This is a genomic window from Rothia halotolerans (genome assembly GCF_004136635.1).
In the GTDB taxonomy this organism is placed as follows: domain Bacteria; phylum Actinomycetota; class Actinomycetes; order Actinomycetales; family Micrococcaceae; genus Rothia; species Rothia halotolerans.
In genome coordinates, this window is the sequence record NZ_NOIU01000001.1 from 568500 (window position 1) to 595219 (window position 26720).

20 protein-coding genes and 1 riboswitch are annotated in these 26720 nt (G+C 72.2%); of the genes, 8 read left to right on the forward strand and 12 right to left on the reverse strand.

Annotation, left to right across the window (positions count from 1 at the left end; genetic code table 11):
* Positions 1-145: 145 nt before the first annotated feature.
* The gene (locus EWV39_RS02715) at positions 146-1585 is read right to left on the reverse strand and encodes an LLM class flavin-dependent oxidoreductase (RefSeq protein ID WP_129656740.1); all 1440 of its coding nucleotides are present in this window, start codon (positions 1583-1585) and stop codon (positions 146-148) included.
* Between the two features lie 233 nt (positions 1586-1818).
* Positions 1819-1933, forward strand: a riboswitch (SAM riboswitch).
* A gap of 1 nt (position 1934) precedes the next feature.
* Here EWV39_RS02715 and EWV39_RS02720 point away from each other — a divergent pair.
* The 4 genes from EWV39_RS02720 (at position 1935) to EWV39_RS02735 (ending at position 7036) form a co-directional block, all read left to right on the forward strand.
* Positions 1935-2741 carry an ABC transporter ATP-binding protein gene (locus EWV39_RS02720; RefSeq protein ID WP_193554671.1) on the forward strand — a complete coding sequence of 269 codons (807 nt, stop codon included), beginning with the start codon at positions 1935-1937 and terminating at the stop codon, positions 2739-2741.
* A 133-nt stretch (positions 2742-2874) separates the two neighbouring features.
* Positions 2875-3918 (forward strand): aliphatic sulfonate ABC transporter substrate-binding protein, encoded by a 1044-nt coding sequence (locus tag EWV39_RS02725; RefSeq protein WP_129656742.1) that lies wholly within the window; start codon positions 2875-2877, stop codon positions 3916-3918.
* Positions 3919-3921: 3 nt separating this feature from the next.
* The gene (locus EWV39_RS02730) at positions 3922-4830 is read left to right on the forward strand and encodes an ABC transporter permease (protein WP_129656743.1); all 909 of its coding nucleotides are present in this window, start codon (positions 3922-3924) and stop codon (positions 4828-4830) included.
* Between the two features lie 70 nt (positions 4831-4900).
* Positions 4901-7036 (forward strand): AMP-binding protein, encoded by a 2136-nt coding sequence (locus EWV39_RS02735; protein ID WP_129656744.1) that lies wholly within the window; start codon positions 4901-4903, stop codon positions 7034-7036.
* A gap of 22 nt (positions 7037-7058) precedes the next feature.
* Here EWV39_RS02735 and EWV39_RS02740 read toward each other — a convergent pair whose 3' ends face one another.
* From EWV39_RS02740 to serS, 3 genes are all read right to left on the reverse strand, one after another.
* Positions 7059-7859, reverse strand: a complete 801-nt coding sequence (locus tag EWV39_RS02740) for a carbon-nitrogen hydrolase family protein (RefSeq protein WP_129656745.1) — start codon at positions 7857-7859, stop codon at positions 7059-7061.
* Between the two features lie 99 nt (positions 7860-7958).
* Positions 7959-8810: an HAD family hydrolase gene (locus EWV39_RS02745; RefSeq protein WP_238147978.1), complete on the reverse strand. Its 852-nt coding sequence runs from the start codon at positions 8808-8810 to the stop codon at positions 7959-7961.
* A gap of 82 nt (positions 8811-8892) precedes the next feature.
* The gene (gene serS / locus EWV39_RS02750; RefSeq protein ID WP_129656747.1) at positions 8893-10209 is read right to left on the reverse strand and encodes a serine--tRNA ligase; all 1317 of its coding nucleotides are present in this window, start codon (positions 10207-10209) and stop codon (positions 8893-8895) included.
* Positions 10210-10626: 417 nt separating this feature from the next.
* Between serS and EWV39_RS02755 the strand changes: the two genes are divergently transcribed.
* Positions 10627-11568 (forward strand): diacylglycerol/lipid kinase family protein, encoded by a 942-nt coding sequence (locus tag EWV39_RS02755; RefSeq protein WP_165313101.1) that lies wholly within the window; start codon positions 10627-10629, stop codon positions 11566-11568.
* Here the strand turns inward: EWV39_RS02755 and EWV39_RS02760 are convergent.
* The 6 genes from EWV39_RS02760 to EWV39_RS02785 all read right to left on the reverse strand — a co-directional run bounded on the left by EWV39_RS02760 (position 11565) and on the right by EWV39_RS02785 (position 18943).
* Positions 11565-12680 (reverse strand): HesA/MoeB/ThiF family protein, encoded by a 1116-nt coding sequence (locus EWV39_RS02760; protein WP_129656749.1) that lies wholly within the window; start codon positions 12678-12680, stop codon positions 11565-11567. The two genes, EWV39_RS02755 and EWV39_RS02760, sit on opposite strands and share 4 nt — an antisense overlap.
* Before the next feature lie 21 nt (positions 12681-12701).
* The gene (locus EWV39_RS02765; RefSeq protein WP_129656750.1) at positions 12702-15158 is read right to left on the reverse strand and encodes an FtsX-like permease family protein; all 2457 of its coding nucleotides are present in this window, start codon (positions 15156-15158) and stop codon (positions 12702-12704) included.
* Positions 15139-15921: an ABC transporter ATP-binding protein gene (locus tag EWV39_RS02770; RefSeq protein ID WP_129656751.1), complete on the reverse strand. Its 783-nt coding sequence runs from the start codon at positions 15919-15921 to the stop codon at positions 15139-15141. The genes EWV39_RS02765 and EWV39_RS02770 overlap by 20 nt, the downstream gene beginning before the upstream one ends.
* Positions 15918-16682 carry a lysophospholipid acyltransferase family protein gene (locus EWV39_RS02775; RefSeq protein WP_165313103.1) on the reverse strand — a complete coding sequence of 255 codons (765 nt, stop codon included), beginning with the start codon at positions 16680-16682 and terminating at the stop codon, positions 15918-15920. Before EWV39_RS02775 ends, EWV39_RS02770 begins: the two co-directional genes overlap by 4 nt.
* A 1002-nt stretch (positions 16683-17684) precedes the next feature.
* A complete protein-coding gene (pheA, locus tag EWV39_RS02780; RefSeq protein ID WP_129656753.1) occupies positions 17685-18608 on the reverse strand; it encodes a prephenate dehydratase in 924 nt (307 codons plus the stop codon).
* A 5-nt stretch (positions 18609-18613) separates the two neighbouring features.
* Complete coding sequence (locus EWV39_RS02785) at positions 18614-18943, reverse strand: rhodanese-like domain-containing protein (RefSeq protein ID WP_129656754.1); 330 nt, start codon at positions 18941-18943, stop codon at positions 18614-18616.
* A 232-nt stretch (positions 18944-19175) separates the two neighbouring features.
* Here EWV39_RS02785 and hutG point away from each other — a divergent pair, with 232 nt between their 5' ends.
* Positions 19176-20210, forward strand: a complete 1035-nt coding sequence (hutG, locus tag EWV39_RS02790) for a formimidoylglutamase (protein WP_238147979.1) — start codon at positions 19176-19178, stop codon at positions 20208-20210.
* 184 nt (positions 20211-20394) lie between these two features.
* Positions 20395-22029 (forward strand): phosphoglucomutase (alpha-D-glucose-1,6-bisphosphate-dependent), encoded by a 1635-nt coding sequence (gene pgm, locus EWV39_RS02795; protein WP_129656756.1) that lies wholly within the window; start codon positions 20395-20397, stop codon positions 22027-22029.
* 39 nt (positions 22030-22068) lie between these two features.
* Here the strand turns inward: pgm and EWV39_RS02800 are convergent, their stop codons facing one another.
* Both EWV39_RS02800 and EWV39_RS02805 read right to left on the reverse strand, forming a co-directional pair.
* Entirely contained in the window at positions 22069-22641 is a 573-nt protein-coding gene (locus EWV39_RS02800; RefSeq protein ID WP_129656757.1) for a hypothetical protein, read from the reverse strand.
* A gap of 33 nt (positions 22642-22674) precedes the next feature.
* Positions 22675-24318 (reverse strand): ATP-binding protein, encoded by a 1644-nt coding sequence (locus tag EWV39_RS02805; RefSeq protein WP_165313105.1) that lies wholly within the window; start codon positions 24316-24318, stop codon positions 22675-22677.
* A 332-nt stretch (positions 24319-24650) separates the two neighbouring features.
* On the opposite strand from EWV39_RS02805, the gene EWV39_RS02810 reads away from it, so the two are divergent.
* Positions 24651-26642: an OPT family oligopeptide transporter gene (locus EWV39_RS02810; RefSeq protein ID WP_129656759.1), complete on the forward strand. Its 1992-nt coding sequence runs from the start codon at positions 24651-24653 to the stop codon at positions 26640-26642.
* The last annotated feature ends 78 nt before the right edge of the window (positions 26643-26720 follow it).

The following is a 26720-nucleotide window of genomic DNA, read 5'->3' on the forward strand; positions in this document are numbered from 1 at the left end:
TGCACAACTGCAAGAAGTGTGGGGTACCTCTCCCCCGCCCTCGGAGGCCGGCCGCCGCGGCTCTCGAGGACGCGAGAGGCCCCGTGCTCCGCGCCCTCGGAAATGGGCGGGGGCACGGGGCCTTCCGCGGTGCGTCGCGCCGGGATCAGGGGGCCACGACGTCGTCCTCCAGCTCGCGGGCCGGGGCCTCCTCGCAGGAGGGGCTGTTCGCGAAGGCGCCACGGTACCGCGCGGCCGGGTGGCTCTCGGCCACCTGGGTCCGGCCCGCGCCGAACAGGTTCTCCCGGAAGGTCGAGCCCTCGTACTCCGTGCGGTAGCGTCCCCGCCGCTGCAGCTCGGGCACGACGTACTCCACGAAGTCCTCGAAGGAGCCGGGCGAGACGTGGTAGGCCAGGTTGATGCCGTCCAGCCCGCCCTCGTCGATCCAGCGCTCGAGCTGGTCCGCGACCGTCTGCGGGGAGCCGACGACGACGTCGCCCATCCCGCCCACCGCGCAGTGCCGGGCGATCTCCGCCCGCGTCCACTCCTTGCCCTCGGACTGGAGCGTGAACGGCGTGAGGAAGGACTGGATCGAGTCGGTCTTGACGTAGTTCAGCACCTCGTCCTCCCCGAACCGGGAGAGGTCGAGCCCGGACCAGCCGCCGATGATCGCCTGCGAGGACTCCAGGTCGGCGTAGGAGAGGTAGTCCTCGTACTTCGCCCGGGCCGCCTCGTCCGTCTCCGCGACGACCACCGAGAGCATCGCGAAGATCTTGACCTCCTCGCGCCCGCGGCCCTCCGCCTCCGCCCGGTCCCGGATCGCGTCCGTCATGAAGCGGGTGAGGTCGGGGCGCAGGGCGCCGATGAACACGGCCTCGGCGTGCCTCCCCGCGAAGGCCTGGCCCCTGCTCGAGGCGCCCGCCTGGAAGATCACCGGCGTGCGCTGCGGCGAGGGGGCGGTCAGGCCCGCCCCGGGCACGGTGAAGTGCCGTCCACGATGCCCGATGGGGTGGATCAGCGAGGGGTCGGCGTAGATCCCGGACTCGCGGTCCTCCCTGACGGCGCCGTCCTCCCAGGAGCCCTCCCAGAGCTTGTAGGTCACGTCGAGGAACTCCTCGGCGATCTCATAGCGCTCGTCGTGCTCGATCTGGCGGGGCAGCCCCTGGTTCTCCGCCGCGGAGGGCAGGTAGGAGGTCACCACGTTGAAGCCGACGCGGCCGCGAGTCAGGTGGTCCAGCGTCGCGTACTTCCGCGCCAGCGTGTAGGGCTGCTCATAGGTCACCGCGCTGGTGATCCCGAAGCCCAGGTGGCTCGTCACTGCCGCCATCGCCGAGATCTGCATGAACGGGTCGTTGACCGGCACCTGCGCACCGTCCCGCAGGGCGGGGGCGGCGGAGTTGCGGTAGACGTCGTAGATCCCGACGACGTCGGCCAGGAACAGCCCGTCGAACAGCCCCTTCTCAAGGGTCCGCGCGAGGTCGGTCCAGTACTCGATGGTGTTGTACTCCGTGGCCCGCGAGCGCGGGTGGCGCCAGAGGCCGAAGCTCTGGTGCCCGACGCAGGTCATGTCGAAGGCGTTGATGGCGATGCGCTTCTTGCCGGTCATCCGTGGTCCTCTCGGTGAGCCGCTGGTGTTCCCGGCATCAGCGTAGGGAGCCGGTCCCGCCCCGCGCCACGGTTCCGCCGAGTATGACCGCCGGCTCCTCCCCGTTACCCCGGAAGACGCGCGAAGGCCCCGCTCCGGCGTCCCCGCCGCTGTGTGACGCGAAGATGACGCGCCGCCCGGAGTATGACGCAACACTTGTCGCATGCGTCCGCCGCCCTCTTTACTGGAGGGGTAAGCCATCCAGAGTGACCGAGAGACCTGGCTCGAGGACGTCGCAGCAACCTCCGGCACGGACGAGGAGACCTCGCCCGCGCCCGGCACGGTGCTAACGCCAGGGTGCGATGGAGTGATGATGTCAGCTGCGCCAGCGGCCACGTCGACGACCGCCGCGGAGGTCGACTTCCGCGGAGTGGGCAAGGCCTTCCCCGCCGCCCGGGGAGGGGGCTCGGAGCCCGTCCGCGTCCTCGAGGACGTGACGTTCACCGCCCGGCCGGGCGAGATCGTCGCCGTCGTGGGGCCCTCCGGCTGCGGCAAGTCCACCCTGCTGCGCGCGGCCGCCGGGCTGGGCCGGGCCACCACCGGCGGCGTCGGCATCGACGGCAGCCCGGTGCGCGGCATCGACCCGCGCTGTGCCGTCGCCTTCCAGGAGCCGCGCCTGCTGCCCTGGCGCTCGGTGAGTGCCAACGTCTCCCTCGGGCTGCCCCGCGGCCTCCCCCGCGCCGCCGGGCGGCAGCGGGTCTCCGAGCTGCTCGAGCTGGTGGGGCTCGCCGGGCACGCTGGGCACCGGCCCGCCGAGATCTCCGGCGGCATGGCCCAGCGCGCCTCCCTCGCCCGCGCCCTGGCCCGCAATCCGCGGGTCCTGCTGCTGGACGAGCCCTTCGGCGCCCTCGACGCCCTGACCCGGCTGCGGATGCAGGACCTTCTCCTGGACATCCATGTGCAGGACCCCACCACCGTGCTCCTGGTGACCCACGACGTCGAGGAGGCGCTGTACCTCTCCGACCGGGTCGTGGTGCTGGGCCGCCCGGAGGGGACCGGGCCGGCGGGGATCGCGGAGATCCTCGACGTCGACCTTCCCCGCCCGCGCTCCCGGGAGGACGCCGCCCTGGCGCGAATGCGCGGGCACCTGCTGGGCCTGCTCGGCGTCGAGCGCTGACCTCCCGGCCCGCGGCGCCCGCGAGGACGTGCGCCCCGCCTCCCGAACGCAGGCCGGCCAGCCCACCGGCAGCGCCGCCGGGCCCGCACGGCCCGCCTCCTCCCTCTCCCACCCACATCTTCCGAGGACTACCATGCCTTCCATCTCACGCCGCGCCCTGCTCGGCGCAGCCGGGGCCGGCGCCGCGAGCCTGGCGCTGACCGGCTGCATGGCGGGCGAGGGGTCCGGCAGCGGCGTCGCCAACAGCGACTCGGCCGGCCGGATCCGCATCGACTACGCCACCTACAACCCGCTCTCCCTGATCATCCGCCAGAAGGGCTGGCTGGAGAAGGGCGCCGAGCGCAGCGAGCAGTCGGTCGAGTGGATCCGCTCCACCGGCTCCAACACCGCCAACCAGGCGCTGCTGGCGGCGGCGGTCGACGTCGGCTCCACCGCCGGCTCCGCGGCCCTGCTGGCCCGCGCCAACGGCTCCCCGATCCGGGTCATCGACCTCTTCTCCCAGCCGGAGTGGGCCGCCCTGGTGCGCCGGCCGGACTCGTCCCTGCGCGAGGTCGCCGACCTGCGCGGCGCCTCGGTCGCCGTGACCAAGGGGACGGACCCCTACTTCCTGCTGCTCCAGGCCCTCGGCGAGGCCGGCCTGAGCGCCTCGGACGTCACCGTGCAGAACCTCCAGCACTCGGACGGCCGCACCGCCCTGGACACCGGGCAGGTGGACGCCTGGTCCGGCCTGGACCCGATCATGGCCACCGCCGAGGAGGAGTCGGGGGACGTGCTGTTCTACCGGAACCTCTCCTTCAACACCTACGGGTTCCTCAACGCCCGGGAGGACTTCCTCCAGCAGAACGGCGCCGGCGCCCAGCTGGTGGTGAACACCTACGCCTACGCCCGCCGCTGGGCGCTCGAGCACCCGGAGGAGGCGGTCGAGATCTTCGCCGCCGAGGCCGGGATCGAGCCGCCCGTGGCGCGCACGGTGTGGGAGCGCACGCACCTGGACATCGACCCCGTGCCCGGCGCGGAGCAGGTCGAGGTCCTCGAGGGGATCGGCCCGATCCTCGTCGACTCGGGCGACGTGAGCTCGCAGGACGACGTCGACGCCGCCCTGGAGCGCATCGTCGAGAAGAAGTACGCAGAGGCCGCCGAACCGGACGCGGTCGCCGGCGCGATCGAGGGGGACTGACCCATGACGCATCAGAGCGAGACCACCGAGCAGGGCCGGACCGGCGGGCCGGACCCCGACGGCGTCCGGCCGGGCGGCGCCCTGGAGAACGCCCAGGGCGCCGCTCCCGACGCCCCGCACCCGACGCCGTTCCGTCCGCGCCGCGGCCGCGGCACCGCCGCCGCGGGGCTCGGGCTGATCATCCCGGTGATCCTCCTGCTGCTGTGGCACACGCTGTCCTCCAACGGGACCTTCACCCCCGCGCAGCTGCCCGAGCCGGCGAAGGTGCTCTCCGCCGGCGTCGAGCTCGCCCGCCGCGGGGATCTGTGGATCCACGTGGCGATCTCCACCCAGCGCGTGTTCTGGGGCTTCCTGATCGGCGCCGGCCTGGGGCTGGCCCTGGGCGCGTGGATTGGGCTCTCCCGCTGGGCCTCGATGCTCGCCGGCCCCAGCATCGGCGCCCTGCGGGCCGTACCCTCCCTGGCCTGGGTCCCGCTGCTGCTGCTGTGGATCGGGATCGGCGAGAACTCCAAGGTCACGCTCGTGGCCATCGGCGCGTTCTTCCCCGTCTACACCACGGTCTCGGCGGCCCTGCAGCACGTGGACCGGCAGTGGATCGAGGCCGCGCGCTCCTTCGGGATCAACGGCCTGCGGCTGTTCACCACCGTGCAGCTGCCGGCGGTCCTGCCCTCGGTGGTCTCGGGCCTGCGCCTGGCGCTGGCCCAGGGCTGGCTGTTCCTCGTCGCCGCCGAGCTGCTCGGCGCCTCGATGGGCCTGGGCTTCCTGCTGACCGACTCCCAGGACAACGGGCGCACCGACCGGCTCCTGCTGGCGATCCTGCTGCTGGCGATCCTCGGCAAGCTCACCGACGCCCTGCTCGGGCTCTTCGAGCGCTGGACGCAGCGCCGCTGGGGCGCGGTATCCTCGACCTGAGCCGGCGGCCCCGACCTCTTCCGCGACACCTCCCCGCCCGGCACCGGGCGACGACCCAGGAGACACACCCATGACACTGCCCGCCGACTTCTCCTTCGCCGACCCGGCCCGTCCCGCCCCCAACCCCGCCCACGAGTCCGACGCCGCCCGCGTCGCCTTCTGGGAGCGCCAGGCCGGCCGCCTCGACTGGGCCGAGCCGTGGCACACCGCGCACCGCTTCGAGAAGCCGCGCCGCACCGGGACCGACGAGGACGGCCTGCCCGCCTACACCGTCCCGGAGATCGCCTGGTTCGAGGGCGGGAAGCTCAACGCCGCCTACAACGCCGTGGACCGGCACGTGGAGGCCGGCCGCGGGAACCACGTGGCCCTGCACTTCGAGGGCGAGCCCGGGGACCGGCTGACCTACACCTACGCCCAGCTGCAGCGCGAGGTCTCCCGCGCCGCCAACGCCCTGCTGGGACTCGGCGTGGGGAAGGGCGACCGGGTGGTCGTCTACCTCCCCGTGATCCCCGAGACCGTGATCATCACCCTGGCCTGCGCCCGGATCGGCGCGGTCCACTCGCTGGTCTTCGGCGGCTTCTCCGCGGAGGCGCTGCGGTTCCGGGTCGAGGACACCGGGGCCAAGGTCCTGGTCACCGCGGACGGGCAGAACCGGCGCGGCAGCGTCGTGCCGGTCAAGGCCGAGGCGGACCTCGCCTGCGCCGGGGAGAACAGCATCGAGCACGTCGTGGTGGTGCGGCGGACCTCGCGGCCGGCCAAGCGGAGCCCGCACGGCGTCGGGCTGCGCCCGGGCGACCGCGGGTACCGCTCCAAGGAGGAGGGCTCCGTGCCGTGGACCCGGGGGCGCGACGTCTGGTGGCACGACCTGCTCGAGGAGGCCTCCGAGGTCCACGAGCCGGAGGCCTTCGACGCCGAGACCCCGCTGTTCATCATCTACACCTCCGGGACCACCGGCCGCCCCAAGGGCCTGGTCCACACCACCGGCGGCTACCTGACCCAGACGGCGTACACCCACGCCCTGCTGTTCGACCTGCTGCCGGACGTGCCCGACGCCGAGGGCGTCCCGCGCCCGGACGAGCTCTCGGCGGTCAACGACCCGGCCAAGGTCGACTCCACGGTGCACTGGTGCACGGCCGACCTCGCCTGGGTCACGGCCCACACCTACGAGATCTACGGCCCGCTGCTCAACGGCGTCACCGAGGTGATCTACGAGGGCACGCCGACGACGCCGCACCCGGGCCGGCACTTCGAGATCATCGAGCGCTACGGCGTCACCAACTACTACACCGCGCCCACCCTGATCCGCTCCCTGATGGGCGCCTTCCTCCACGGCGTTCCGGGCAGCTACAACCTCTCCTCGGTGCGGCTGCTGGGCTCGGTGGGCGAGTCCATCAACCCCGAGGCGTGGCGCTGGCTGCGGCACAACGTCGGCGGCGACGTCGCGCCCTTCGTGGACACGTGGTGGCAGTCGGAGACCGGCTCCACGGTGTGCTCCCCGCGGCCCCACGACCCCTGCTTCGCCCCGGCCGAGGGCGGGGGGCCGGCGCCCAAGCCCGGCTGCGCGACCCGCGCCCTGCCGGGGCTGTCCGTGCGCGTGGTCGACGAGCACGGCGAGGAGAGCGGGCCCGGCCTGCAGGGCTTCATCGTGGTGGACGGGATCGGGCCCTCGATGGCGCGCACCGTGTGGGGCGACCCGCAGCGCTACCTCGACTCGTACTGGAAGCACTACGGCGAGCGCGGCTGGTTCCTGGCCGGGGACGGCGCCAAGCGGGACGAGGAGGGCGATATCTACATCCTGGGCCGGATCGACGACGTCATCAACGTCTCCGGGCACCGGCTCTCCACGATCGAGATCGAGTCCTCGCTGGTCACCCACCCCGCGGTCGTCGAGGCCGGGGTGTGCCCCGTGGAGGACCCGCTGACCGGGCACGCCGCGGTCGCCTTCGTGAAGGTCACCCCGTCCGGCGAGGCGCTGAGCCGGGAGGAGCTGTACGAGCAGCTGAGGGCGCACGTGGCCAAGGACATCGGGCCGATCGCCAAGCCGCGCGACGTCGTCGCGGTCGCGGACATCCCCAAGACCCGCTCGGGGAAGATCACCCGGCGCCTGCTCGGGGAGCTCTACCAGGGCCGCGCGCTGGGCGACCGGTCCTCGCTGCAGAACGAGGAGGCTCTGGAGGAGATCGCGGCGGTGCTGGCGGCGCGGTGAGCCGGCGGCACCGCGGGCTGCCTCAGTAGCCCAGCCGGGCGTTCTCCAGGACCGGGATGGACTGCCTGGCGCGGTCCACGACGTCGAGGTCCAGGTCCACCACGCGCAGCTCCTCCTCGCCGCCCAGGCGGGCCACCACCCGGCCGAAGGGGTCGGCGACGACGCTGCGCCCCACCCCCGTGGGCGCCGAGGGGTCCACCTGCGCGCCGGAGGCCTCCGGGTCGGCCTGGTCCACCGCGACCACGTAGCTGTTGCTGTCCAGGGCGCGAGCCCGGGCCAGGGTCTCCCACTGCTCGGCCTTGCCCTCCCCGGCGCCCCACGAGGCCCCGAGCAGCACGACGCCGGCGCCGGACCGGGAGAGCTCGGCGAAGAGCTTGGGGAAGCGGATGTCGTAGCAGACGGCCAGCCCGGCCCCGGTCCCGTCGAGGTTGACCGTGACGGGCCGCTCCCCCGGCTCCACGGAGCGGGACTCCTGGTAGCCGAAGGCGTCGTAGAGGTGGATCTTGGCGTACTCGTGGCGCTCGCCCCGGTCGGTGTACACCGCGAGCAGGTTGCGCACCCTGCCCTCGCTGCCGACGCCGAACTCCCCGACGACCACCGTGATCCCGTGGTCGGAGGCGAGCCACTGCAGCTCGGTCCGCCAGGACTCGGCATGGCGCTGCACCCCGGCGGCGAGGTCCGAGCCGAAGGCGAGCATCGTCGCCTCGGGGAAGACCACGCACCCCGCGCCGGCCTCCGCCGCCCGCTCGACGTACTCGGCGACCTTGGCCAGGTTCCCCCCGCCGTCCGAGCCGCTGTTGATCTGCGCGATGGCGATCCGCATCGCCGCTCCTCCCGTTCGACTGCCTCTGCCCCGAGCATACGGGGCGGGCGCGGGCGGCGGGAATCCGGGACGCGCCGGCACCGGCGAGGGCCGGGAGCGCTAGTCCACGAGGTCGGAGAGGATCGGCACCGCCCCGTCCTCGTACACCGTGCCGGTGACCTCCGAGGCCGCGGCGGCGACGTCGGCGGGCGCCTGGCCCATCGCCACGGCCCGGGCCGCCCACTGCAGCATCTCGATGTCGTTGTTGCCGTCGCCCATCGCCACCGTGTGCTCGGGCTCGACGCCGAGCGAGCGGCGCACCTCCTCCAGCGCGGAGGCCTTGGTGACCCCGCTGGCGGAGAGGTCCAGCCACGGGGTCCAGCCCACCGCGTAGGTCACCCCGTGCAGGCCTACCTCGTCGACCAGGCGGGAGAAGGAGCCGAGGTCGACCTCGTCGGAGAAGACCACCACGCGCACCGCGTCCATCCCGGCCAGCTCCTCGAAGCCGACCTGCCGCGCCTCCATCCCGAAGCTGCGGTCCTGGAACTCGGCGGTCGAGTAGAAGGAGCCGTCCGCCGCCTCGAGCGCGAACATCGCGCCCGGCAGCCGGTCCCGCAGCGCCGTCAGGGCCGAGTGGGCCCGGAAGGTCACGGCCTCGGAGATCTCGTAGCCGCCCGGCAGCGAGGGATCCAGCCGCAGCGTCACCCCGCCGTTGGAGCTCACGGCGTAGCCGGTCTGAAGTCCCGCCAGCTGGACGATCGGCAGCGTCGCGCCCTTGGAGCGGCCCGTCGCGACCACCACGTGGTGCCCGGCCGCGACGACGCCGCCCAGCACCTCCTTGACGGCCTCGGTCATGTGGCCGTCGTGGTCCACGAGGGTCCCGTCGACGTCGAGGGCCACCAGGTACTTCACTCCCGGCTCGCGCCGCCAGCCGGTGCGGGCGGGGGTCCGGACGGTTGTCTCGTTGGTCATCGTCACCATGCCTTCCATCGAACACGCCCCAGGCGGACGCGTTCCTCCCCGCCGCCGAACCGGCGGCGAACGGGAGATGAACTCACTTGCTCCGGGCTGCTACCACCGGCAGGGCCTCCAGGCCGCCCATGTAGGGGCGGAGGGCCTCCGGGATGCGCACCGAGCCGTCGGGCTGCTGGTGGGTCTCGAGGATCGCCACCAGCCAGCGGGTCGTGCCCAGCGTCCCGTTGAGGGTCGCGACGGCGCGGGTGCCGCCCTTCTTGGCCTTGCCCTGCGCGTCCACCGTGTCCGGGCGCCGCTCGCGGATGTTCAGGCGGCGCGCCTGGTAGGTGGTGCAGTTGGAGGTCGAGGTCAGCTCGCGGTAGGTGCCCTGGGTGGGGACCCAGGCCTCGCAGTCGAACTTGCGCGCGGCCGAGGAGCCGAGGTCGCCCGCGGCGGTGTCGATCACCCGGTAGGTCAGCTCGCACTTGGCCAGCATCTCCTCCTCCCAGGCGAGCATCCGCTCGTGCATCTCCTCGGCCTGCTCCACGGGGCTGTAGACGAACATCTCGGCCTTGTTGAACTGGTGCACGCGGATGATGCCGCGGGTGTCCTTGCCCGCGGAGCCTGCCTCGCGGCGGTAGCAGGTGGACCAGCCGAGGTACTTCTTCGGCCCGTCCTCGAAGTCGAGGATCTCGTCCGCGTGGTATCCGGCGATGGCGACCTCGGAGGTGCCCACCAGGTACAGCTCATCGCGCTCGAGGCGGTAGATCTCGTCGTCGTGCTTGACGTTGAAGCCGGTGCCGGCCATGGTCTCCGGGCGGACCAGGGTGGGGGTGGTCAGCATCGTGAAGCCGTTGGCAGTCGCGTGGTCCAGGGCCATCCACAGCAGGGCCTGCTCCAGGCGGGCGACGGCACCCTTGAGGAAGTAGAACCGGGCGCCGGAGACCTTGGCCCCGCGGGCCATGTCGATGCCGTCCAGCAGCTCGCCCAGCTCGAGGTGGTCGCGGGGCTCGAAGCCCTCGGCGGCGAAGTCGCGGGGCTCGCCGACGGTCTTCAGGACCACGTAGTCGTCCTCGCCGCCGGTGGGGACGCCGTCGATCACGAGGTTCTCCAGGGCGGAGAGCAGCTCGTCCTGGGCGGCCTGGGCGGCGTCGGCGGCCTCGGATGCCTCCTTGACGCGGGCGGAGAGCTCCTTGACCTCGGCCAGCAGGGCCTGCTTCTCCTCGCCCTTGGCCTGCGCGACCTTCTTGCCGAAGGCCTTCTGCTCGGCTCGCAGGGACTCGAAGTCGCTGATCGACTGCCTGCGGGAGGCGTCGGCGTCGAGGATCCGGTCCACCAGCCCCACGTCGGATTGACGGGCTCGCTGGGAAGCACGGAAGAGGTCCGGGTTTTCGCGCAAGTGGTTAATGTCGATCACCCGAGCTAATCTACCCCACCGCGCGCGGGGACCCGTCAGGAGGCCTCATCAGACGACTCCGACTCGGTCGGACGGGACGGCCGCGGCTCGCTCGGGCGGAGCGGTCCCGGGCCGGGCGGAGCGGTCCCGGGCCGGGCGGAGCGGTCCCGGGCCGGGGGGCTGTGGCCCGCCCGAGGCCCCGACCCGGCTGGCCCTCCCGCCCCGGCGGGGCCCCGTGGCGCGGGGACCCCCACCATGACCGGTAGCCTGGAAATATGAGACTCAGGGGACGCGCCATCGCCACCGCCGCCGCCGCTATCGGCAGCGCGGCCGTGGCGAGCGTCGCCGCCGCCTGGCGCATGCGCCCGCGAATCTACCCCCCAGCCCCTCCCCTGGCGGCCCCGGCTGAGCCCCGGGCCGGCGCGCCGGGTCGGCGTCGTGTTCAACCCCACCAAGGAGGCCGCGCAGATCGGCTGCACCGTGGTCTCCAGGGAGCTGGAGCGGGCGGGCTGGCCGGAGGCCCGCTACTACGAAACCGCGGCCGAGGACCCCGGCACGGGGATGGCCCACAAGGCGCTCGAGGACGGCTGCGAGATCGTGATCGCCGCCGGCGGGGACGGGACCGTGCGCTCGGTCGCCGAGGCGCTCTCCGGCACGACGGCGGCGCTGGGCATCCTGCCGCTGGGCACGGGGAACCTGCTGGCCCGGAACCTGGAGCTGCCGCTCAGCGACCTGGTCTCCTGCGTCGACATCGCCCTCCACGGCGCGATCCGGCGGATCGACATGGTCGGGCTGCGCGTGAACTTCGAGGGCGGCCGCACCTCCGAGATGAACTACCTGGTCATGGGCGGGGCGGGCTTCGACGCCCAGATCATGACCGACGCCAAGGAGGAGCTGAAGACCCGCTGGGGCTGGCTGGCCTACCTCGAGGCGGGCATGCGCAACCTCGTCTCCCCCCGGAGCCCGGTGACCCTGCGGATCGACGGCGGCCCGCCGCTGAAGCGCCGGATGCAGTCCGTGCTGATCGCCAACTGCGGGGAGATCACCGCCGGCATCCACCTCGCCTCCGACTCCCGGGCCGACGACGGCCAGCTGGAGGTCATCCTGCTCACCCCCCGCAACCTGCTGGGCTGGGGCGCCCTGGCCGTGCAGGTGCTGACCCGGCACCGGCGCGGCCTGCCCGTGCTCGAGCACCTGCACGGGACCTCCGTGGAGATCGACTTCGGGTCCTCCCCGCAGCCCGTGGAACTCGACGGCGACCTGCTCGGCACGGCGCTGGACCTCAGCGCCCGCGTCAGGCCCGCGGTGCTGAACGTGCACACCTACCCCGAGCGGACCCCGACGCTGCTGAGGAACTGGCTGGGACTCAGCGCGGGCTAGGCGGGGCGGCAGGGGCAGCCGGGACGGCTCCTGAGGGGCCTCGATCTCCAGTCCAGGGAGATGACGTCGAGCTCGCGCACCCGATCCGCCAGGGCCGGGGGCATCCCCACGAGCACCCGGATGGCGTCCCACGCGGTGATGTTCGCGACGAGGGCCGTGATCGCGCCGATGCTCCCCGCCGAGCCGGTGCGACCGAGGACGTCCTCGTATCCGGAGGCCAGCCGCTCCCGCTCCGCCTCGTGGCGCAGGCACTTCCAGCACACGCTCCGCCCCGGCAGGACGGTGGTCCCGGGGATGCCGAGATGTCCCCCGTAGGCGCCGCCGACGATGTGCGGGATCCCCCGCGGCTCGCAGGCCTCGGCGACGAGGTCCGAGACCGCGTTCACCGAGGGTTCGTCGGCGCAGCTCACCACCACGTCGGCCTGCCCCAGGTGGGCGACGAGATCCGCGGCGGCCCCCACGCGCTGTCGCACCGCGCGGATCCTCGTGGCCGGAGCGAATTCGGCGCACCTCCGCACCAGGGCCTCGACCTTCGGCGAGCCGACGTCCTCTCGCAGGTACAGCGCCTGCCTGTTCAGGTTGCTGAGCTCGACGTCGTCCGGGTCCAGGACGGCCACCGTCCCGACTCCCGAGGCGCACAGGGCCCGCACCACCCAGCTGCCGGTCCCTCCGGCCCCCAGCACCAGCGCCTCGGCCCCGGAGAGCCGCTCCTGCAGGACCCCCACGTCGGCCGGGAGCTCGGGACGGGAGGCAGCGAGCTCCGCGAGGAACTGCGCCTGGCGGACGAGGAAGGGCTCGGACTCCTCGATGCCCGTCCCGCGCACCAGCAGGCCGTGCTGCGCCAGGCACCGCACGACGTCGAGCACCTCTTCCTCGGATACGTCCTCCCCGTGGTCCCTCCTCAGGGTCGCCAGGAGCTCCTCGCACGAGGTCTCGCCGTCGAGGTGCCGGATCAGGGCATGCACGTAGGGCCTGACCTCGAACTCGACCTCCTTCAGGTCGGCGAAGGAGAGGAAGCGCATCCTGTGCTCCGAGCGCTGCACGACGACGGAGGGTCGGAGCCTCGGGCGGCGGAGGCTGGAATCGGGATAGCTGTCGAGTGGGATCGTCATTCTTCACCTCTGGAGGGGTTCTCATGCGGATTTCAGGGAGGTTGCGGGGGCGGTGCGGCGTGCCCTGATCACCGGCCAGCAGCCCGTGATCGTCAGGGCGCCCAGGGTGAGGCCGGCGAGCACGCAGGTGAGGGGGAGGTCCACGTGGAAGACCGCGGAGACCCCCATCGCGTCCGCGAGGACACGGCAGAGCGCCCATCCGGCGGCCGTGCCGGCCAGCGCCCCGGAGAGGATCGTCGGCACCGCGAGGATCAGCGCCTCGGCCAGGAGGAGCCTCCCGACGGCTCCCGCCGAGAGGCCGATGGCCCGCAGCGTGGAGAGCTCCGCGCTGCGACGCAGGACCGAGAGGGAGAGGATCCCGGCGACCCCCGCCGAGCCGACGAGGACGGTGATGCTGACGAGTCCGAGGACGGAGAAGGTGTAAGTCGCGATCTCGCCCGCTGCCCGGTCCCGCATCTCGGCCCCCGTGATGACGCTGGCCCCCGGCAGCGCCTCGCGCACCGCCGCCTCGACGCGGTCCCGGACGTCCCCGGCAGAGGAGCCCTCCGCCACCGCCAGGTGCCAGGCGTCGTACCCTGGATCGTCCCCCAGCTGCTCGGCGACGTCCCTCGGCACCACGAGCTGCGTGCCGGTGGACAGGGAGACGAAGACCCCGGCCACCGGGGCGCGGACCGAGCGGTCTTCGACGCGGAGGAGGACGGAGTCCCCGGGGCCCACGCCGAGCGCGCCGGCGACCGATTCGGGCAGGGCCACGGCACCGGCGTCGAGCGCCCGCCGTACGTCGCCCTTGCTCCCTGTCTCGGTGAAGGCGAGCTCGGCGGTGTCGAAGAAGCCCGACGGGTCGATGGAGAGGGCCGAGGTCCGGAGCCCGGCGTCCTCGGGCCGCTCGGAGCGCACCTCGAGGTCCAGGGCTCCGATCGCCGTGACGCGGCGGATCCCCCCGACGTCGCGTAGACCTCCCGGGTCCTCCTCCCGGACCGGCACCTGGGAGGAGATCTGGACGTCGGCCCCGAACTGGCTCGCGATCTGCCGCTCCATGGCGCCCCCGAGCGAACCGGCCACCGTCAGCAGCGAGGCCGAGAGGCCCACCATGATCACGATGATGACGGCGGGCGCCGTCATCTGCCCTTCGGCGGAGAGGCGCCGCGCCGCATAGGCCAGGGTCCACCGGCCGCGCGCCAGGAGCCGGGCGGAGCCCGCGACCAGAAGCGGCGCGGTGAGGGCCGCGCCCGTCAGGAGGAGGAAGAAGGCCACGGCGGAGGACGACGTCGTCCCCTCCGGCCGGAGCAGGGCCGCCGCGGCGGCGACTGCCGCCAGACCCCCTCCGCCCAGAAGCATCCGACGGCGCCTCGAGATACCCCGGTCGGCAGAGGCGAGGCCGTGCAGCGCTCCTCGCGCATACAGCTGGCCGAGCGCCGCCGCGCATCCGGCCAGCGCGGCCCCCACGCAGATGGCCCAGGAGAGGAACGCGTGGAGCAGCACGCCGGGGAAGGACGGCCAGCCGCCCTCACCGGGCAGCACGCGGAGCAGCCCGAGGGTGACGACCGGGCCGATCAGGGCGCCCACCAGCCCCGCGAGCACGCCCAGGATCGCCGCCTCCGTCAGCACGCCCCGGCCGACCCAGCCTCGGGGAGCGCCGATGGTCCTCAGGAGCGAGTAGCTGCGACGACGCGCCCGGACGACGCTGCTGAACGCGACGGCGGTCAGCAGCACGGACATCGCCAGCGCAGCGCCGGAGACGACCTTCAGGATGATGCCGACCGCTTGGAGGACCGGGGCGAACGAGGCGGTGATCGCCCCGGTCTCCTGGACGACGACGCCCTCGGGCAGCCGCTGTTGGGCCGTCAGCGCCCACTGCCCCGGATCCGAGGTCACCTGCACGTCCACGCGAGTGACCTGTCCCGCGTGATGAAAGAGCCGTTGGGCGGTGCCCAGGTCCGTGAAGACGTTCTCGTAGGCCATCATGCCCAGTTCGTCCGGATCGACGATGCCGACCGTCCTGAGCTCTTCGACCCCTCCGCTGCCCAGCACCTCGACGAGGTCCCCGATTCCCGCCCCGAGCTCTCCGGCGATGTCGCGCGGCAGCAGGAGCTCGGCCGCTCCCCTTCCGGGGAGATCCCCCTCGAGGCCCTCGAAGGCCAGTCCCGCGTTGTGCCGGGTCGGATACCCGGTGAGCATCGGCGTCAGCTCCCGCCCGTCCGGTCCGCGCAGCACGGTGGACTCGCTGTAGGTGGGGATCGCGAGGGCGACGTCGGGCATCCGCGCGATCTCCTCCGCCTGCCCCTCCGCGATGAGGCCCCCTGCCGTTTCCGGGACGAGGCCGACGTCTGCGATGCCGCCCAGGGACTCGACGCCGGCGCCCATCCGCTCAGCGGCGATGCCGGTGGTGAGAGTGGTGGCCAGCAGCAGGATGGCCGCAGCGGCCATCGCCAGGAAGGCGGGGAGGTACTTCCGGATGTCAGCCCGAAGATGCCTCAAGCCATGCACGAATCCGGTCAGCACGTCCCCCCTCCTCCCTCTCGTCCTGTCCGGCTCCCTCGCCGCGGCCCGGCACGAACTCCCCGGCGATCCTGCCGTCGCGCAGCAGCAGGACGCGGTCCGCGATGACCGCCGCCTCGAGGTCGTGGGTGACGAGGAGGCCTGTGGCGCCCGGCCCCGTCGTGACCGCGCGGCGGAACAGGCGGAGGACCTCGGCGGAGCTCCTGCTGTCGAGGTTTCCCGTCGGCTCGTCCGCCAACAGGACCGGCGGCCGGGCGAAGATCGCCCGGCAGACGGCGACCCGCTGCTGCTGTCCGCCGGAGAGGGTGTGGGGCAGTGCGTCGATGCGATCGACGAGACCCACCGCGGTGAGCAGTTCGACCACCCTCTCGAGCCATTGGGACCGGGGGCGATGGGCGATCAGCGCCGTCAGCGCGATGTTCTCGGCCACGGTGAAGTTCGGCATCAGGTGGAAGTGCTGGAAGACGAAGCCGATGGACTCGAAGCGGAACCTCGCCAGCTCCTTCTCTCCCATGGAGCTGATCTCCCGGCCCGCCACCCGCACGCTGCCCCTCGTCGGGGAGTCCAGGCCTCCGAGGAGGTTCAGCAGGGTGCTCTTGCCCGATCCGGAGGGCCCCATGAACGCGATCAGCTCGCCCTCTGCGACCTCCAGGTCGATCCCGTTCACCGCCGTCAGCTCATGCTCGCCCTCCGTGCGATAGACCTTCCTGGCGCCGCGCACCGAGATGCTGGAGGGGCTCATGGAGCGTCCTCGCCGCGCGCTCCGGAGGCGGATGCCTCCCGGCATCGGGGCATGGACGCCCTCCCGGTCCCGAGGCGGCTCGGCTGCATCGCGTCGAATTCGCACCACATCTCCCAGTCCTCGGTCGGGCCGCTGAGGATGATCTCGTGCAGGCGATGCCAGAGGATCCGCATCGACTCCGCCGCGTCCTCCCGGCCGGCAGGTGCTTCCAGCGGCTCGTGGCAGGTCAGCAGGAACGTCCCGTCGCGCTTCGACTCAAGGGTGACGGGGAGCATCGGAGCCCCGGTCATACGGCTGATGATCACCGGCCCCTGAGGAGCCATGACGGTCGTGCCGAGGAAGGGCACCCTCGTATGGTGCCGGCCCACCCCTCGGGGATCGACCTCGGGGAAGATGGAGAAGATCCGGCCCGCCCGGAGCGCCCTCACCGCGGCGCGCACGACGTCGACCTCGTGCATCGAGAACGCCTCGGCCGGCAGGTGCGGGAACGCCAGCGTCCTGCACTCCTCGAAATTGACCCGGTTGAAGACCATGCTCGTAGGATGCTCCATCGCCAGCAGGGGGCCGATGAGGTAGGAGGGCCCGAGGTGGACCGGCAGCGCGAGGACGCCGGCCCCGGCGCTCAACGCGGACGCGAGGTGCTCTCGCCCGGAGACGTCGAGGACCTCCCCGAGCAGGCTGCGTCGGTCCTCGAGCCAGAGCATGAGGAACACCGACTCGAATTGGAGGCGCGGGCCATAGGAGCTGAATCGCTCCGCCATGGCCTCCAGATCACGCCCCGCCAGCGCGGGAGCCTCTCGCATATATCCCAGAGCGTTCCGAGCGAGCTCGTCATGAATCCGGGCATTCTCCGGCTGAGAAAGATAGTGGGCCTGATCAGCCCGGTAAAGGTCGCACATGATATCCCAGCACCGTCGCGGGCAGAGTCCCCGCAATGCCTGATAGAGCTGCCAGCGCTGTGAGATGTCGAAGAAGTTGAAAAGGGGCATGTTCACGGTGCACCTGCTGAAGATCGAGGACGGGACGATGGATCGACGTCGCGTGCTGGCGCCGGTTCCCTCCCGACGCCAGCACGCGCCGCTCGGCTGGCACGCTAGGTGCACATGCAGCGGTCCTGGGTGCAGCGCGCTGCCGCGCCTACGGGCAGTTCGCTCTCATGGACGACCCTCATCTCTCACCTCCCCCACTCGGCACCGGCCGGAGTCCTCTCACGACCATCCGTTCGGATATCCTTCGAAAAGCGCGTCGAACGAGACGCCTAGGTGCACATGCATCGGTTATTGCATCGGGCGGCGGAGCCCGCAGGCAGCTTTCTGCTGACCAGCAGTTTCATAACCTCTCCTTTCCCCATCCCCCTGTGAGAAGACCCGCACGACGATGAAAGGCGTCCGAAACATCGCGACGCATCCGGTCGGCGGATTGCGAGAGATCCGGATCGTGGGAAGTGGATCTCTCTATTGCCATCGAAGCTTTTCCGGCATCGGAACGTCAAAGAAAGGGAATTTCAGACGATTCGCGCAGAGCGCTGAGTGCCGTCACGACCTCGGGGGCGTCTCGTCCTGCGCGCGATCATCGCACGTCATGCCGGAAAGGAGTCTGCGCAGGGCGGAGATATCACTCGGATGACCAGCCTCAGACGCGTGGAGAGGGGGGTGAGAAGATGCCCGCCGGCCGAAGAGGGGCGGCCGCCGCGGGAGGATGCGGGCAGAGGAAAGCCCCTCCGGCTCCGACACGCGGTCGGACCGGAGGGGCTGCCCCGCGGCCTACCCCTGGAGCCGCCGCACCCAGTCCCCCGCCTCGTTGAAGGCCTCGTCGGAGTTCTGGGGGCTCACCTTGGGGGCGACGCCGTCGGCCCGCGGGTACGAGCCCAGGAACTTGACCCCCGGGGAGACCCGGTGCAGCCCGCGCAGGGCGTCGGCCATCCGGGCGTTGGCGATGTGCCCCTCGGCGTCGACCGAGAAGAAGTAGGAGCCCAGCGCCTCGCCGGTGGGCCGCGACTCGATCCGGGAGAGGTTCACGCCGCGGGCGGCGAACTGCTCCAGCAGGGCCATGAGCGCCCCCGCGTGGTCCTCGAGCAGGGGGATCACCACGGTGGTCTTGTCGGCACCGGTGGGCTCGGGCAGCGGGGCCTGCTCGCCGGTGACGAGCACGAAGCGGGTGACGGCGTTCGCCTTGTCGCCGATGTCGCTGGCCAGCACGCTCAGCTGCGGGTGCTGCTCGGCCACGATCGGGGAGCAGACCGCCGCCTCGTAGCCCGGCGAGCCCTCGGCCAGCAGACCCACCGCGGCGGCCGCGGTGGAGGATCCCGGGATGTAGTCCACGTGGGGCAGGCGCTCCCCCATCCATCCGCGCACCTGCGCCCAGGCGTGCGAGTGGGTCGAGACGGAGCGCACGTCCTCCAGGAGCGTGCCCTCGGGGGCGACCAGGATGAACCGGATGGGGATCAGGGCCTCGCGGACGATCCTGAGGTCGCCGTCGGCGGCGATGGCGTCGAGGGTGGCGCTGACGCCGCCCTCGACCGAGTTCTCGATCGGCACCATGGCGGCGTCGACCTCGCCGGAGCGGACCTTGGCCAGCGCGGAGGCCACCGAGGCGGAGGGGATCCGCTCGGCGTCGTAGGCCTCATGCACGGACAGGAGGGCGGCCTCGGAGAACGTGCCCTCCGGGCCCAGGAACGTGTACCTCATGCGCGTCAGCGGACCTGGGGAGTCTGGCCGTTGTCGCTGACCATCGGCTTCTCGGCGTCCTGCCAGGCACCCATGCCGCCGACGACGTTGAGGGCGTCGAAGCCGTACTGGTTGAGGTAGGCGGTCACCCGCATCGAGCGGCCGCCGGAGCGGCAGATCACGTAGACGTCCTCGTCCAGCGGGACCTCGCCGTAGCGGGCGGGGATCTGGTCCATCGGGATGTGCTGCGCGCCGTCGATGTGCCCCTCGGCCCATTCGTAGTCCTCGCGCACGTCCAGGATCTTGGCGTCGGCGGGGATCTGCTCGACGCTGGCGGTGGGAACGGTGGCGTCCATCATCACTCCTGAAATACTCGCGGCCGGCGGCGGCGCCGTCGGCCTCTCGGCTGTCCTCCCACCAACCTACCGCGCCGGGACCGCTATCACGACGCCGTCCGCCGCCACCGGTCCGGGAGAATCCGCGTTCCGGTCACAAAGACCCATTTGCCATCCCACCGGAGGCGGGTATTAGCTATGCTCATCACGAATCGGCGTTTTCGCCTCGCAGGCATCTAAGGAGATGGCGGCCATGGACTTCACCCCCTGGCAGGGACGCGACGAGGGTCCCGGAGCGATCCACACCCGATGGCACCACATGGTGTACGAGGGGCAGCAGCAGACGGGCGAGGAGGCCCAGAGCATGGCGATCGTCGGCTTCGAGTCCGACGAGGGGACGGTCCGCAACCAGGGCCGCCCGGGCGCGGCCGAGGGCCCGGACAAGATCCGCCACGCCCTGGCCCAGCTCGCCTTCCACGGCGCGAACGTGGTGCACGACCGCGGCAACGTGCGCGTGGACGGACACGAACTCGAGGCCGCCCAGCAGGAGGCCGGCCGGGTCTTCTCCGAGGTCATCAGCGAGCACCGGCTCACGGTGGTGCTCGGTGGCGGCCATGAGACCTCCTACGCCACCTACCGCGGCCTCCGCGAGTCCGGCGCCCTGGACGGCGTCAAGACCTGGGGCGTGCTCAGCCTGGACACCCACTTCGGCCTGCGCCGGCACCCCGTCCCCACCGCGGTCACCGCCTTCCGCCAGGTGCACCAGGAGGAGGAGGGCACCGGCCGGGACTTCCGCTACTCGGTGATCGGTGTCAGCGAGCCGGACAACACCCGCGCGCAGTTCGAGAACGCGCAGAAGCACGGGGCCGCCTACCTCAAGGACACCGACTGCTGCGAGAGCCGGCTGGAGGAGGTGCTGCGCTTCGTCGACGAGCAGCTCGAGCCGCTGGACCTGGTGCACCTGAGCCTGGACCTCGACGTGCTGCCCGGCTGGGTGGCCCCCGGCGTCAGCGCCCCCGCGACCCTCGGCGTGCCGCCGATCGTGGTGGAGGAGATCTGCAAGCGCGTGGCCGCCAGCGGCAAGGTCGCGGTGGTCGACGTCGTCGGGATGAACCCCCGCTTCGACACCGACGACCGCACCGCCCGGATCGCCGCGCGGCTGGTCAACTGGATCGCGATCACCAGCTTCGACCGCCCCGCCGCGGACGCGCCCGCCTCCGAGGCCCACGACGAGCTGCTCTCCGCCCGGGAGCGCTCGATGGGGGCCTCCCGCCTCTCCTCGGTCTGATCGGGACGGCCCCGCCCGGGGCCTCCCGCGGCCCGGCGTCCCCGCGACGCCGGGCCCTTCGCGTTGCGCCGGGGCCCATCCCCGCCCTGCGCGCCGGGCGTCCCGCCCCGGCCCTCCCCGACATCCAGCCGCTCTCTTGTGGATATCCGCCCCACCGGCCCCTTCCGAGGGCTAGATTGGTGGCATGGGAAACAGAGCAGGCACCCCGGCCGAACCTCGGGATCTCGTCGACCTCACCGCACTGCGGGACGCGTACTACGACGTCGCCCCCGATCCGGGCGACCCCGGCCAGCGGGTCGCCTTCGGCACCTCCGGGCACCGCGGCAGCGCGCTGAAGAGCTCCTTCAACGAGGCGCACATCGCCGCGATCACCCAGGCGATCGTCGAGTACCGCGCGGGCCAGGGGTACACCGGCCCGCTGTTCATGGGGCGGGACACCCACGCGCTCTCCGGGCCCGCCCAGGAGACCGCGCTGGAGGTGCTGGCCGCCAACGGCGTCCTGGTCATGCTGGACGCGCGGGACGGCTACGTCCCCACCCCCGCCCTCTCGCACGCGATCCTGCGGCACAACGCGCGGCCGGGGGCCCCGAGCGCCGATGGCATCGTCATCACCCCCAGCCACAACCCGCCCTCCGACGGCGGGTTCAAGTACAATCCGCCCCACGGCGGACCGGCGGACGCCGACGCGACGGAGTGGATCGCGGACCGGGCCAACGCGCTGCTGGAGAGCGGGCTCGCCGGCGTCGCCCGCATCCCGTACGAGCGCGCCCGCGCGGCGGAGACCACCCGCACCTACGACTACCTGGAGCACTACGTCGCGGAGCTCCCCGACGTCGTGGACCTCGAGGCGATCAGGGCCTCGGGGCTGCGCATCGGCGCGGATCCCATGGGCTCGGCCTCGGTGGGGTACTGGATCGAGATCGCGGAGCGCTTCGGCCTGGACATGACCGTGGTGAACCCCGAGGTCGACCCGCAGTGGGGGTTCATGACCCTCGACTGGGACGAGAAGATCCGGATGGACTGCTCCTCCCCGCACGCGATGGCCTCGCTGATCTCCGCCCGGGACCGGTACGACATCGCGACCGGCAACGACGCGGACACCGACCGGCACGGCATCGTGACCCCCGACGCCGGGCTGATGAACCCCAACCACTACCTCGCGGTGGCCGTGGACTACCTCTACCGGAACCGCTCGGGGTGGCCCGGGGGCGCCGGCGTCGGCAAGACCCTGGTCTCCTCCTCGGTCATCGACCGGGTCGCCGAGTCGCTGGGGCGCCGCCTGGTGGAGGTCCCGGTCGGCTTCAAGTACTTCGTCGCGGGCCTGCTGGACGGCAGCCTGGGCTTCGGGGGCGAGGAGTCCGCCGGCGCGTCCTTCCTGCGCCGCGACGGCCGCGCCTGGAGCACCGACAAGGACGGGATGATCATGGCCCTGCTCGCCTCGGAGATCACCGCGGTCACCGGCAGGACCCCGTCCCAGCGGTACGCGGAGCTGACCGAGCGGTTCGGCGAGCCCAGCTACGCGCGCATCGACGCCCCCGCGGACCGGGAGCAGAAGGCGAAGCTCAAGCGGCTCTCCCCCGCCGACGTCGCCGCCGCGGAGCTCGCCGGGGAGTCCATCACGGCCAAGCTGACGGAGGCGCCGGGCAACGGCGCCGCGATCGGCGGGCTGAAGGTCCAGACGGAGAACGCGTGGTTCGCCGCCCGCCCCTCGGGCACGGAGGACGTCTACAAGATCTACGCGGAGTCCTTCAACGGCCCCGAGCACCTGAAGCGGGTCCAGGACGAGGCGAAGCAGATCGTCGACGCCGTGATCGCCTAGCCGGCGGCTCTTCCCGCCGGCCAGGCCGGGCCGGCGGGCTCAGTAGCCCGAGTTCGCCACCACCGTGATCATGACGATCACGAACACGATGTAGGCGACGAAGAACAGGGCCAGCAGCCCGCCGAGGATCGTGGAGATCCAGCCCAGGACCCGGCCCGCCGTGGCGTCCGCTCCCCCGCGCTCGGCCTTGCCGGCCTGGGAGAGGGCGATCGGCCCCAGGATGACGCCGACGATGGTCACCACGACGCCCACGATCCCCAGGATCATGGCGGTCTGGGCCTGGGTCTGGGCCTGCGCGGTGGCGGGTCCCCGCTGCGCCAGCGCCGGCGCGGCGTAGGGGTCGCCCGCTTGCCCCGGGGCGCCGTAGACCTCGGCCGGCTCGCGGCCGTAGGGTTCTCCCGCCGCGTAGCCCTGCGTTCCGTAGCCCGCCGACTGGTAGCCGGGGGCCTCGTAGCCGGGAGCCTCGTACCCGGAGCTCCCGTAGCTCGGGGATTCGTAGCCGTAGCCGCTCGAGGACTGCTGGGAGTCCCCGGCGGACGCGCCGCCGGCGGGGGTCTCGTAGCCGTCCCGGGGGTCGGATCCGCTGTTCTCGTGGTTCGGGCGCTCGCTCATGGCTCCAGCGTACCCAACATCCGCCCGTCCGGATCAGCCCCCGCCGCGCCGATCCTCGGAGGTGACCAGGCGATACGCGCGTCGATGGCTGCGCGGCGGGGCCGTGGCCGCCAGCCGTCCGGCGTCGATCATCCGCCGCAGCAGCCGGTTCGCGGCCGACTGTGAGAGCCCCAGCCGCTCCTGCACCCGCTGGCTGGTGACCGGCGCCCGGCTCTCGAGCAGCAGGCGCAGCAGCTCCTCCTCGTGCGGGTAGCCGGGAGCCCGTCCCGCCGCGGGGAGCCTCCGGGGGCCCGCGGACGCCGCGAGCCGCGGTGCTCCCGGGGCGGGGTCGGGAGCTGGGCCCGCGCCGAGGGCACGCTGCCGGGCGGCTGCGCCATCGCCCGGGCCGGCGGCGCCGGAGGACGGAGGCGCGGGGTCGGCGGCCGCTTCGGACGGGGCGCGGCGCAGGATGACGGTGACCGAGGTCGGCGTCGCCCGGAACTCGGGAGGGTCCTTGCCGGCCCGCTCCATCGCGAAGGCCATCCTGGCCAGTCCGGAGCCGCGGTTCTCGCACACCGAGGCCCCCGTCCGCGGCATCCTGACTTCCTCCAGGAGCTTGGCCAGCGCGGCGTTGCGGGAGGAGGAGACGGCGGCGCGGCCCAGCTCCTCGGCCCGGATGCCGCCGTACAGGCCGCCGGGGCTGCGGACCTCCAGGCGATCCGAGTACATCTCCAGCTGCACCTGGATCCCCCGGGCGTAGGGGCTGTAGTCCCGGTGCATGACGGCGTTGGTGATGGCCTCGCGCACGGCGACGTCGGGGTAGTCGAAGACGTCGGTGCGGCCGCGGCCGGTGATGACCGCCGCGCGGTGGGAGTTGCGGCGCACGGCGTCGACCGCGGCCGTGATCATGGCCGGGATGCTCCCGTTGAAGGACTGGTTGTCGGTGAACGCCATGCCCTCCGGCCCCAGCACGCCCAGCGAGGCCCCCGGCACCGCGACGAAGGTGATGGTCAGCTGCGGGAAGAACTCCTGCGGGTAGACGCCCAGGGCCAGCAGGCCCGCCAGGGTCGGCCTGGCGCTCTTGTGCGGCTCCGCGATGACGTTGAGCCGCTTGAGCGCGACGTGCCGCTCCACCCCCATGAACGCCGAGGGCGTGCGGTACTCGGCGCTCTCCAGCAGGTTGCTCACCGCCGTCGCGCTGAGGAGCTCCTGGCTGCCGCCCTCCACGGTCTCGCGGTCGTACTCCGGCTGGATGCCGTTCTCCCGCAGCTGGGAGACCTCGTACTCGGAGAGCTTGTGGTCGCCCTCCCCGATCCGGACGTAGGAACCCCCGTAGGCCCCCTTGTGGGAGACGAAGCACGGCTTCTCGAAGTAGGGGAGCTCCTCGACGTCGGCCCGGACCAGCCGGTGCCCCTCGAACTCCTCGATCGAGAGCTCGACGGCGGGGTGCGGGGTGAGCTTGGAGCGCACGGCGTTGGAGACGGCGTCGTGCACCCGCTGGGCGTTGAAGCCCGGGATCGGCAGGAAGCTCTTGTCCCGGAGGCCGAACAGGATGGTGCCGCCGGAGCCGTTGGCGAAGGCGCTCATGGTCTCCAGCGCGGACTGGGGGAAGCCGTGCAGGGCGGCCTTGACCTCGACCTCCGTGGACTCCGATCCGGAGGCCCTCAGCCGCGCGATGAGCTGCCGGGTGCTTCTCATAGTCATGATCCTAGTCACATAGTCGCCTCATAGTCACGGAACGGGAAGGGGACTATGAGCCGTCCCGCCCGCCAGGACGGGCGGGACGGCGGAGAGGACGGTTGACCATGTCCGGCCGGGAATATGTCGGGCGGCGGAGCGCGCCATAAGATGGGGACGCTAAACTTCGGCTCCTCTCGGAGCCCCTCCGGGCCGTCTCCGGCACGGCCCGCGACACCATCACCGCCCCAGTTCCTGCCGCGCGACCGCCCGGCGATCCGATCAGGATCTGGCACGCCCCGCACTCCCGCCGCGCACCGGCGAGGCCCGGGGTCGTCGAGAAGGGAATCGCTGTGACCGCTTCAAGCGCACCCGCCCGGTCAGCGGTGCGGGAACTGACCGTCCGCGGCATCATCATCGGTGGGATCATCACCCTGGTCTTCACCGCCGCCAACGTGTACCTGGGGCTCAAGGTCGGCCTGACCTTCGCCACCTCGATCCCCGCGGCCGTCATCTCCATGGCGATCCTGCGGAAGTTCGCCCATCACTCCATCGTCGAGAACAACATCGTCCAGACCATCGCCTCGGCGGCGGGGACGCTCTCGGCGATCATCTTCGTCCTGCCCGGCCTGGTGCTCATCGGCTGGTGGAGCGGGTTCCCCTACTGGACCACCGCGGCGATCTGCGCCCTCGGCGGGATCCTCGGCGTGATGTACTCCATCCCGCTGCGCCGCGCCCTGGTCACCGGCTCCGACCTCCCCTACCCCGAGGGCGTGGCCGCGGCCGAGGTGCTCAAGGTCGGCGAGGAGGCCGGCGCCAACGAGGAGAACCGCCGCGGTCTGCGGGTCATCCTCGTGGGCGCGCTCTCCGCCGCCGCGTTCTCCCTGCTCAGCTCGCTCAAGGTGGCCGCCAGCTCGATCTCGTCCGTCTTCCGCGTCGGCCAGGGCGGGACCATGGTCGGCGGGAGCCTCTCGCTCGCGCTGATCGGCGTCGGGCACCTGGTGGGCGTCTCGGTGGGCCTGGCCATGATCGTCGGCCTGGTGATCTCCTACGGCGTGCTGCTGCCGATCTTCAGCTCGGGCGAGCTGCCCGGCGGGGACATCTCCGAGGCGGTCGACTCGGTCTTCGCCGGCGACGTCCGGTTCATCGGCGCCGGCGCGATCGCGATCGCCGCGGTCTGGACGCTCATCAAGATCATCGGGCCCATCGTCCGGGGCATCAAGGATGCCCTGGCCTCCACCCGGGCCCGGCACACCGGCCAGCAGGTGCCCGTCGTCGAGCGGGACCTGCCGCTGAACGTCGTCATCACGGTGATCCTGGTGTCCATGGTCCCCATCGGATTCATCCTGTGGCTCTTCGTCCACGGCACCCCGCTGACCCAGAGCGCCCTCGGGCTCGTCCTGGTCAGCCTGCTCTACATCCTGCTGGTCGGGCTCGCCGTCGCCGCGGTGTGCGGCTACATGGCCGGCCTCATCGGCGCCTCCAACAGCCCGATCTCCGGCGTCGGGATCCTCGTGGCCATCATGGTCGCGCTGATCCTGCGCCTGATCTTCGGCTCCCAGGGCGACGGTGACCAGTCCTCGGCGATGGTGGCCTATGCGCTGTTCACGGCCGCCGTGGTCTTCAGCGTCGCGACGATCTCCAACGACAACCTCCAGGACCTCAAGACCGGCCAGCTGGTGGGCGCGACGCCGTGGAAGCAGCAGGTCGCGCTGGTCATCGGCGTCGTCTTCGGATCCCTCATCATCCCGCCGGTGCTGCAGCTGATGAACACCGGCTTCGGCTTCGCCGGGGCGCCCGGCGCCGGACCCGAGGCCCTGGCCGCGCCCCAGGCCTCGCTGATCTCCTCGGTGATCGACGGGATCTTCGGCGGCTCGCTGAACTGGAACCTCATCGGCCTGGGCGCGCTGATCGGCATCGGCGTGATCGTGCTCGACGAGGTGCTGCGCAAGACCACCCGCCGGGCCAGCCTGCCGGCGCTCGGCGTCGGCATGGGCATGTACCTGCCGATCACCGTCACGCTGATCATCCCCATCGGCGCCTTCGTCGGGCTGTTCTACAACCGCTGGGCCGCCCGGCGGAAGAACCCCGAGCGCGCCGGCCGGATGGGCACGCTGCTGGCCACCGGCCTGATCGTCGGCGAGAGCCTCTGGGGCGTCCTGTTCGCGGCCGTGGTGGCGAGCACCGGCAAGGACGAGCCGCTCGCGGTGGTCGGCGAGTCCTTCCTCACCGCCGGGAAGTGGATCGGCGCGGTCGTGTTCATCGGCATCATCGTCGCGCTGTACCGCTGGATCCGCCGGGTCTCCACCGGGCTGGACCGGGAGACGGCCGCCGCGGAGCGCTGACGGGCCGGGCCTCGCCGGCGCGCCCTCGTGCGTACAATCGGTGAGGCCCCGGCTGCGGGCCCGCCCCCCTTCCCCAGC

Coding starts and splice junctions, on each gene's coding strand:
- EWV39_RS02715 (WP_129656740.1), bottom strand. CDS start 1,585: ATGACCGGCAAGAAGCGCATCGCCATCAACGCCTTCGACATGACCTGC.
- pheA (WP_129656753.1), bottom strand. CDS start 18,608: ATGAGGTACACGTTCCTGGGCCCGGAGGGCACGTTCTCCGAGGCCGCC.
- EWV39_RS02740 (WP_129656745.1), bottom strand. CDS start 7,859: ATGCGGATCGCCATCGCGCAGATCAACAGCGGCTCGGACGGCGGGGGG.
- EWV39_RS02805 (WP_165313105.1), bottom strand. CDS start 24,318: ATGAGAAGCACCCGGCAGCTCATCGCGCGGCTGAGGGCCTCCGGATCG.
- EWV39_RS02760 (WP_129656749.1), bottom strand. CDS start 12,680: ATGACGATCCCACTCGACAGCTATCCCGATTCCAGCCTCCGCCGCCCG.
- EWV39_RS02775 (WP_165313103.1), bottom strand. CDS start 16,682: ATGGCGGAGCGATTCAGCTCCTATGGCCCGCGCCTCCAATTCGAGTCG.
- EWV39_RS02785 (WP_129656754.1), bottom strand. CDS start 18,943: ATGGACGCCACCGTTCCCACCGCCAGCGTCGAGCAGATCCCCGCCGAC.
- EWV39_RS02800 (WP_129656757.1), bottom strand. CDS start 22,641: ATGAGCGAGCGCCCGAACCACGAGAACAGCGGATCCGACCCCCGGGAC.
- EWV39_RS02745 (WP_238147978.1), bottom strand. CDS start 8,810: ATGACCAACGAGACAACCGTCCGGACCCCCGCCCGCACCGGCTGGCGG.
- EWV39_RS02770 (WP_129656751.1), bottom strand. CDS start 15,921: ATGAGCCCCTCCAGCATCTCGGTGCGCGGCGCCAGGAAGGTCTATCGC.
- pgm (WP_129656756.1), top strand. CDS start 20,395: ATGGGAAACAGAGCAGGCACCCCGGCCGAACCTCGGGATCTCGTCGAC.
- EWV39_RS02720 (WP_193554671.1), top strand. CDS start 1,935: ATGATGTCAGCTGCGCCAGCGGCCACGTCGACGACCGCCGCGGAGGTC.
- EWV39_RS02725 (WP_129656742.1), top strand. CDS start 2,875: ATGCCTTCCATCTCACGCCGCGCCCTGCTCGGCGCAGCCGGGGCCGGC.
- EWV39_RS02735 (WP_129656744.1), top strand. CDS start 4,901: ATGACACTGCCCGCCGACTTCTCCTTCGCCGACCCGGCCCGTCCCGCC.
- EWV39_RS02730 (WP_129656743.1), top strand. CDS start 3,922: ATGACGCATCAGAGCGAGACCACCGAGCAGGGCCGGACCGGCGGGCCG.
- hutG (WP_238147979.1), top strand. CDS start 19,176: ATGGACTTCACCCCCTGGCAGGGACGCGACGAGGGTCCCGGAGCGATC.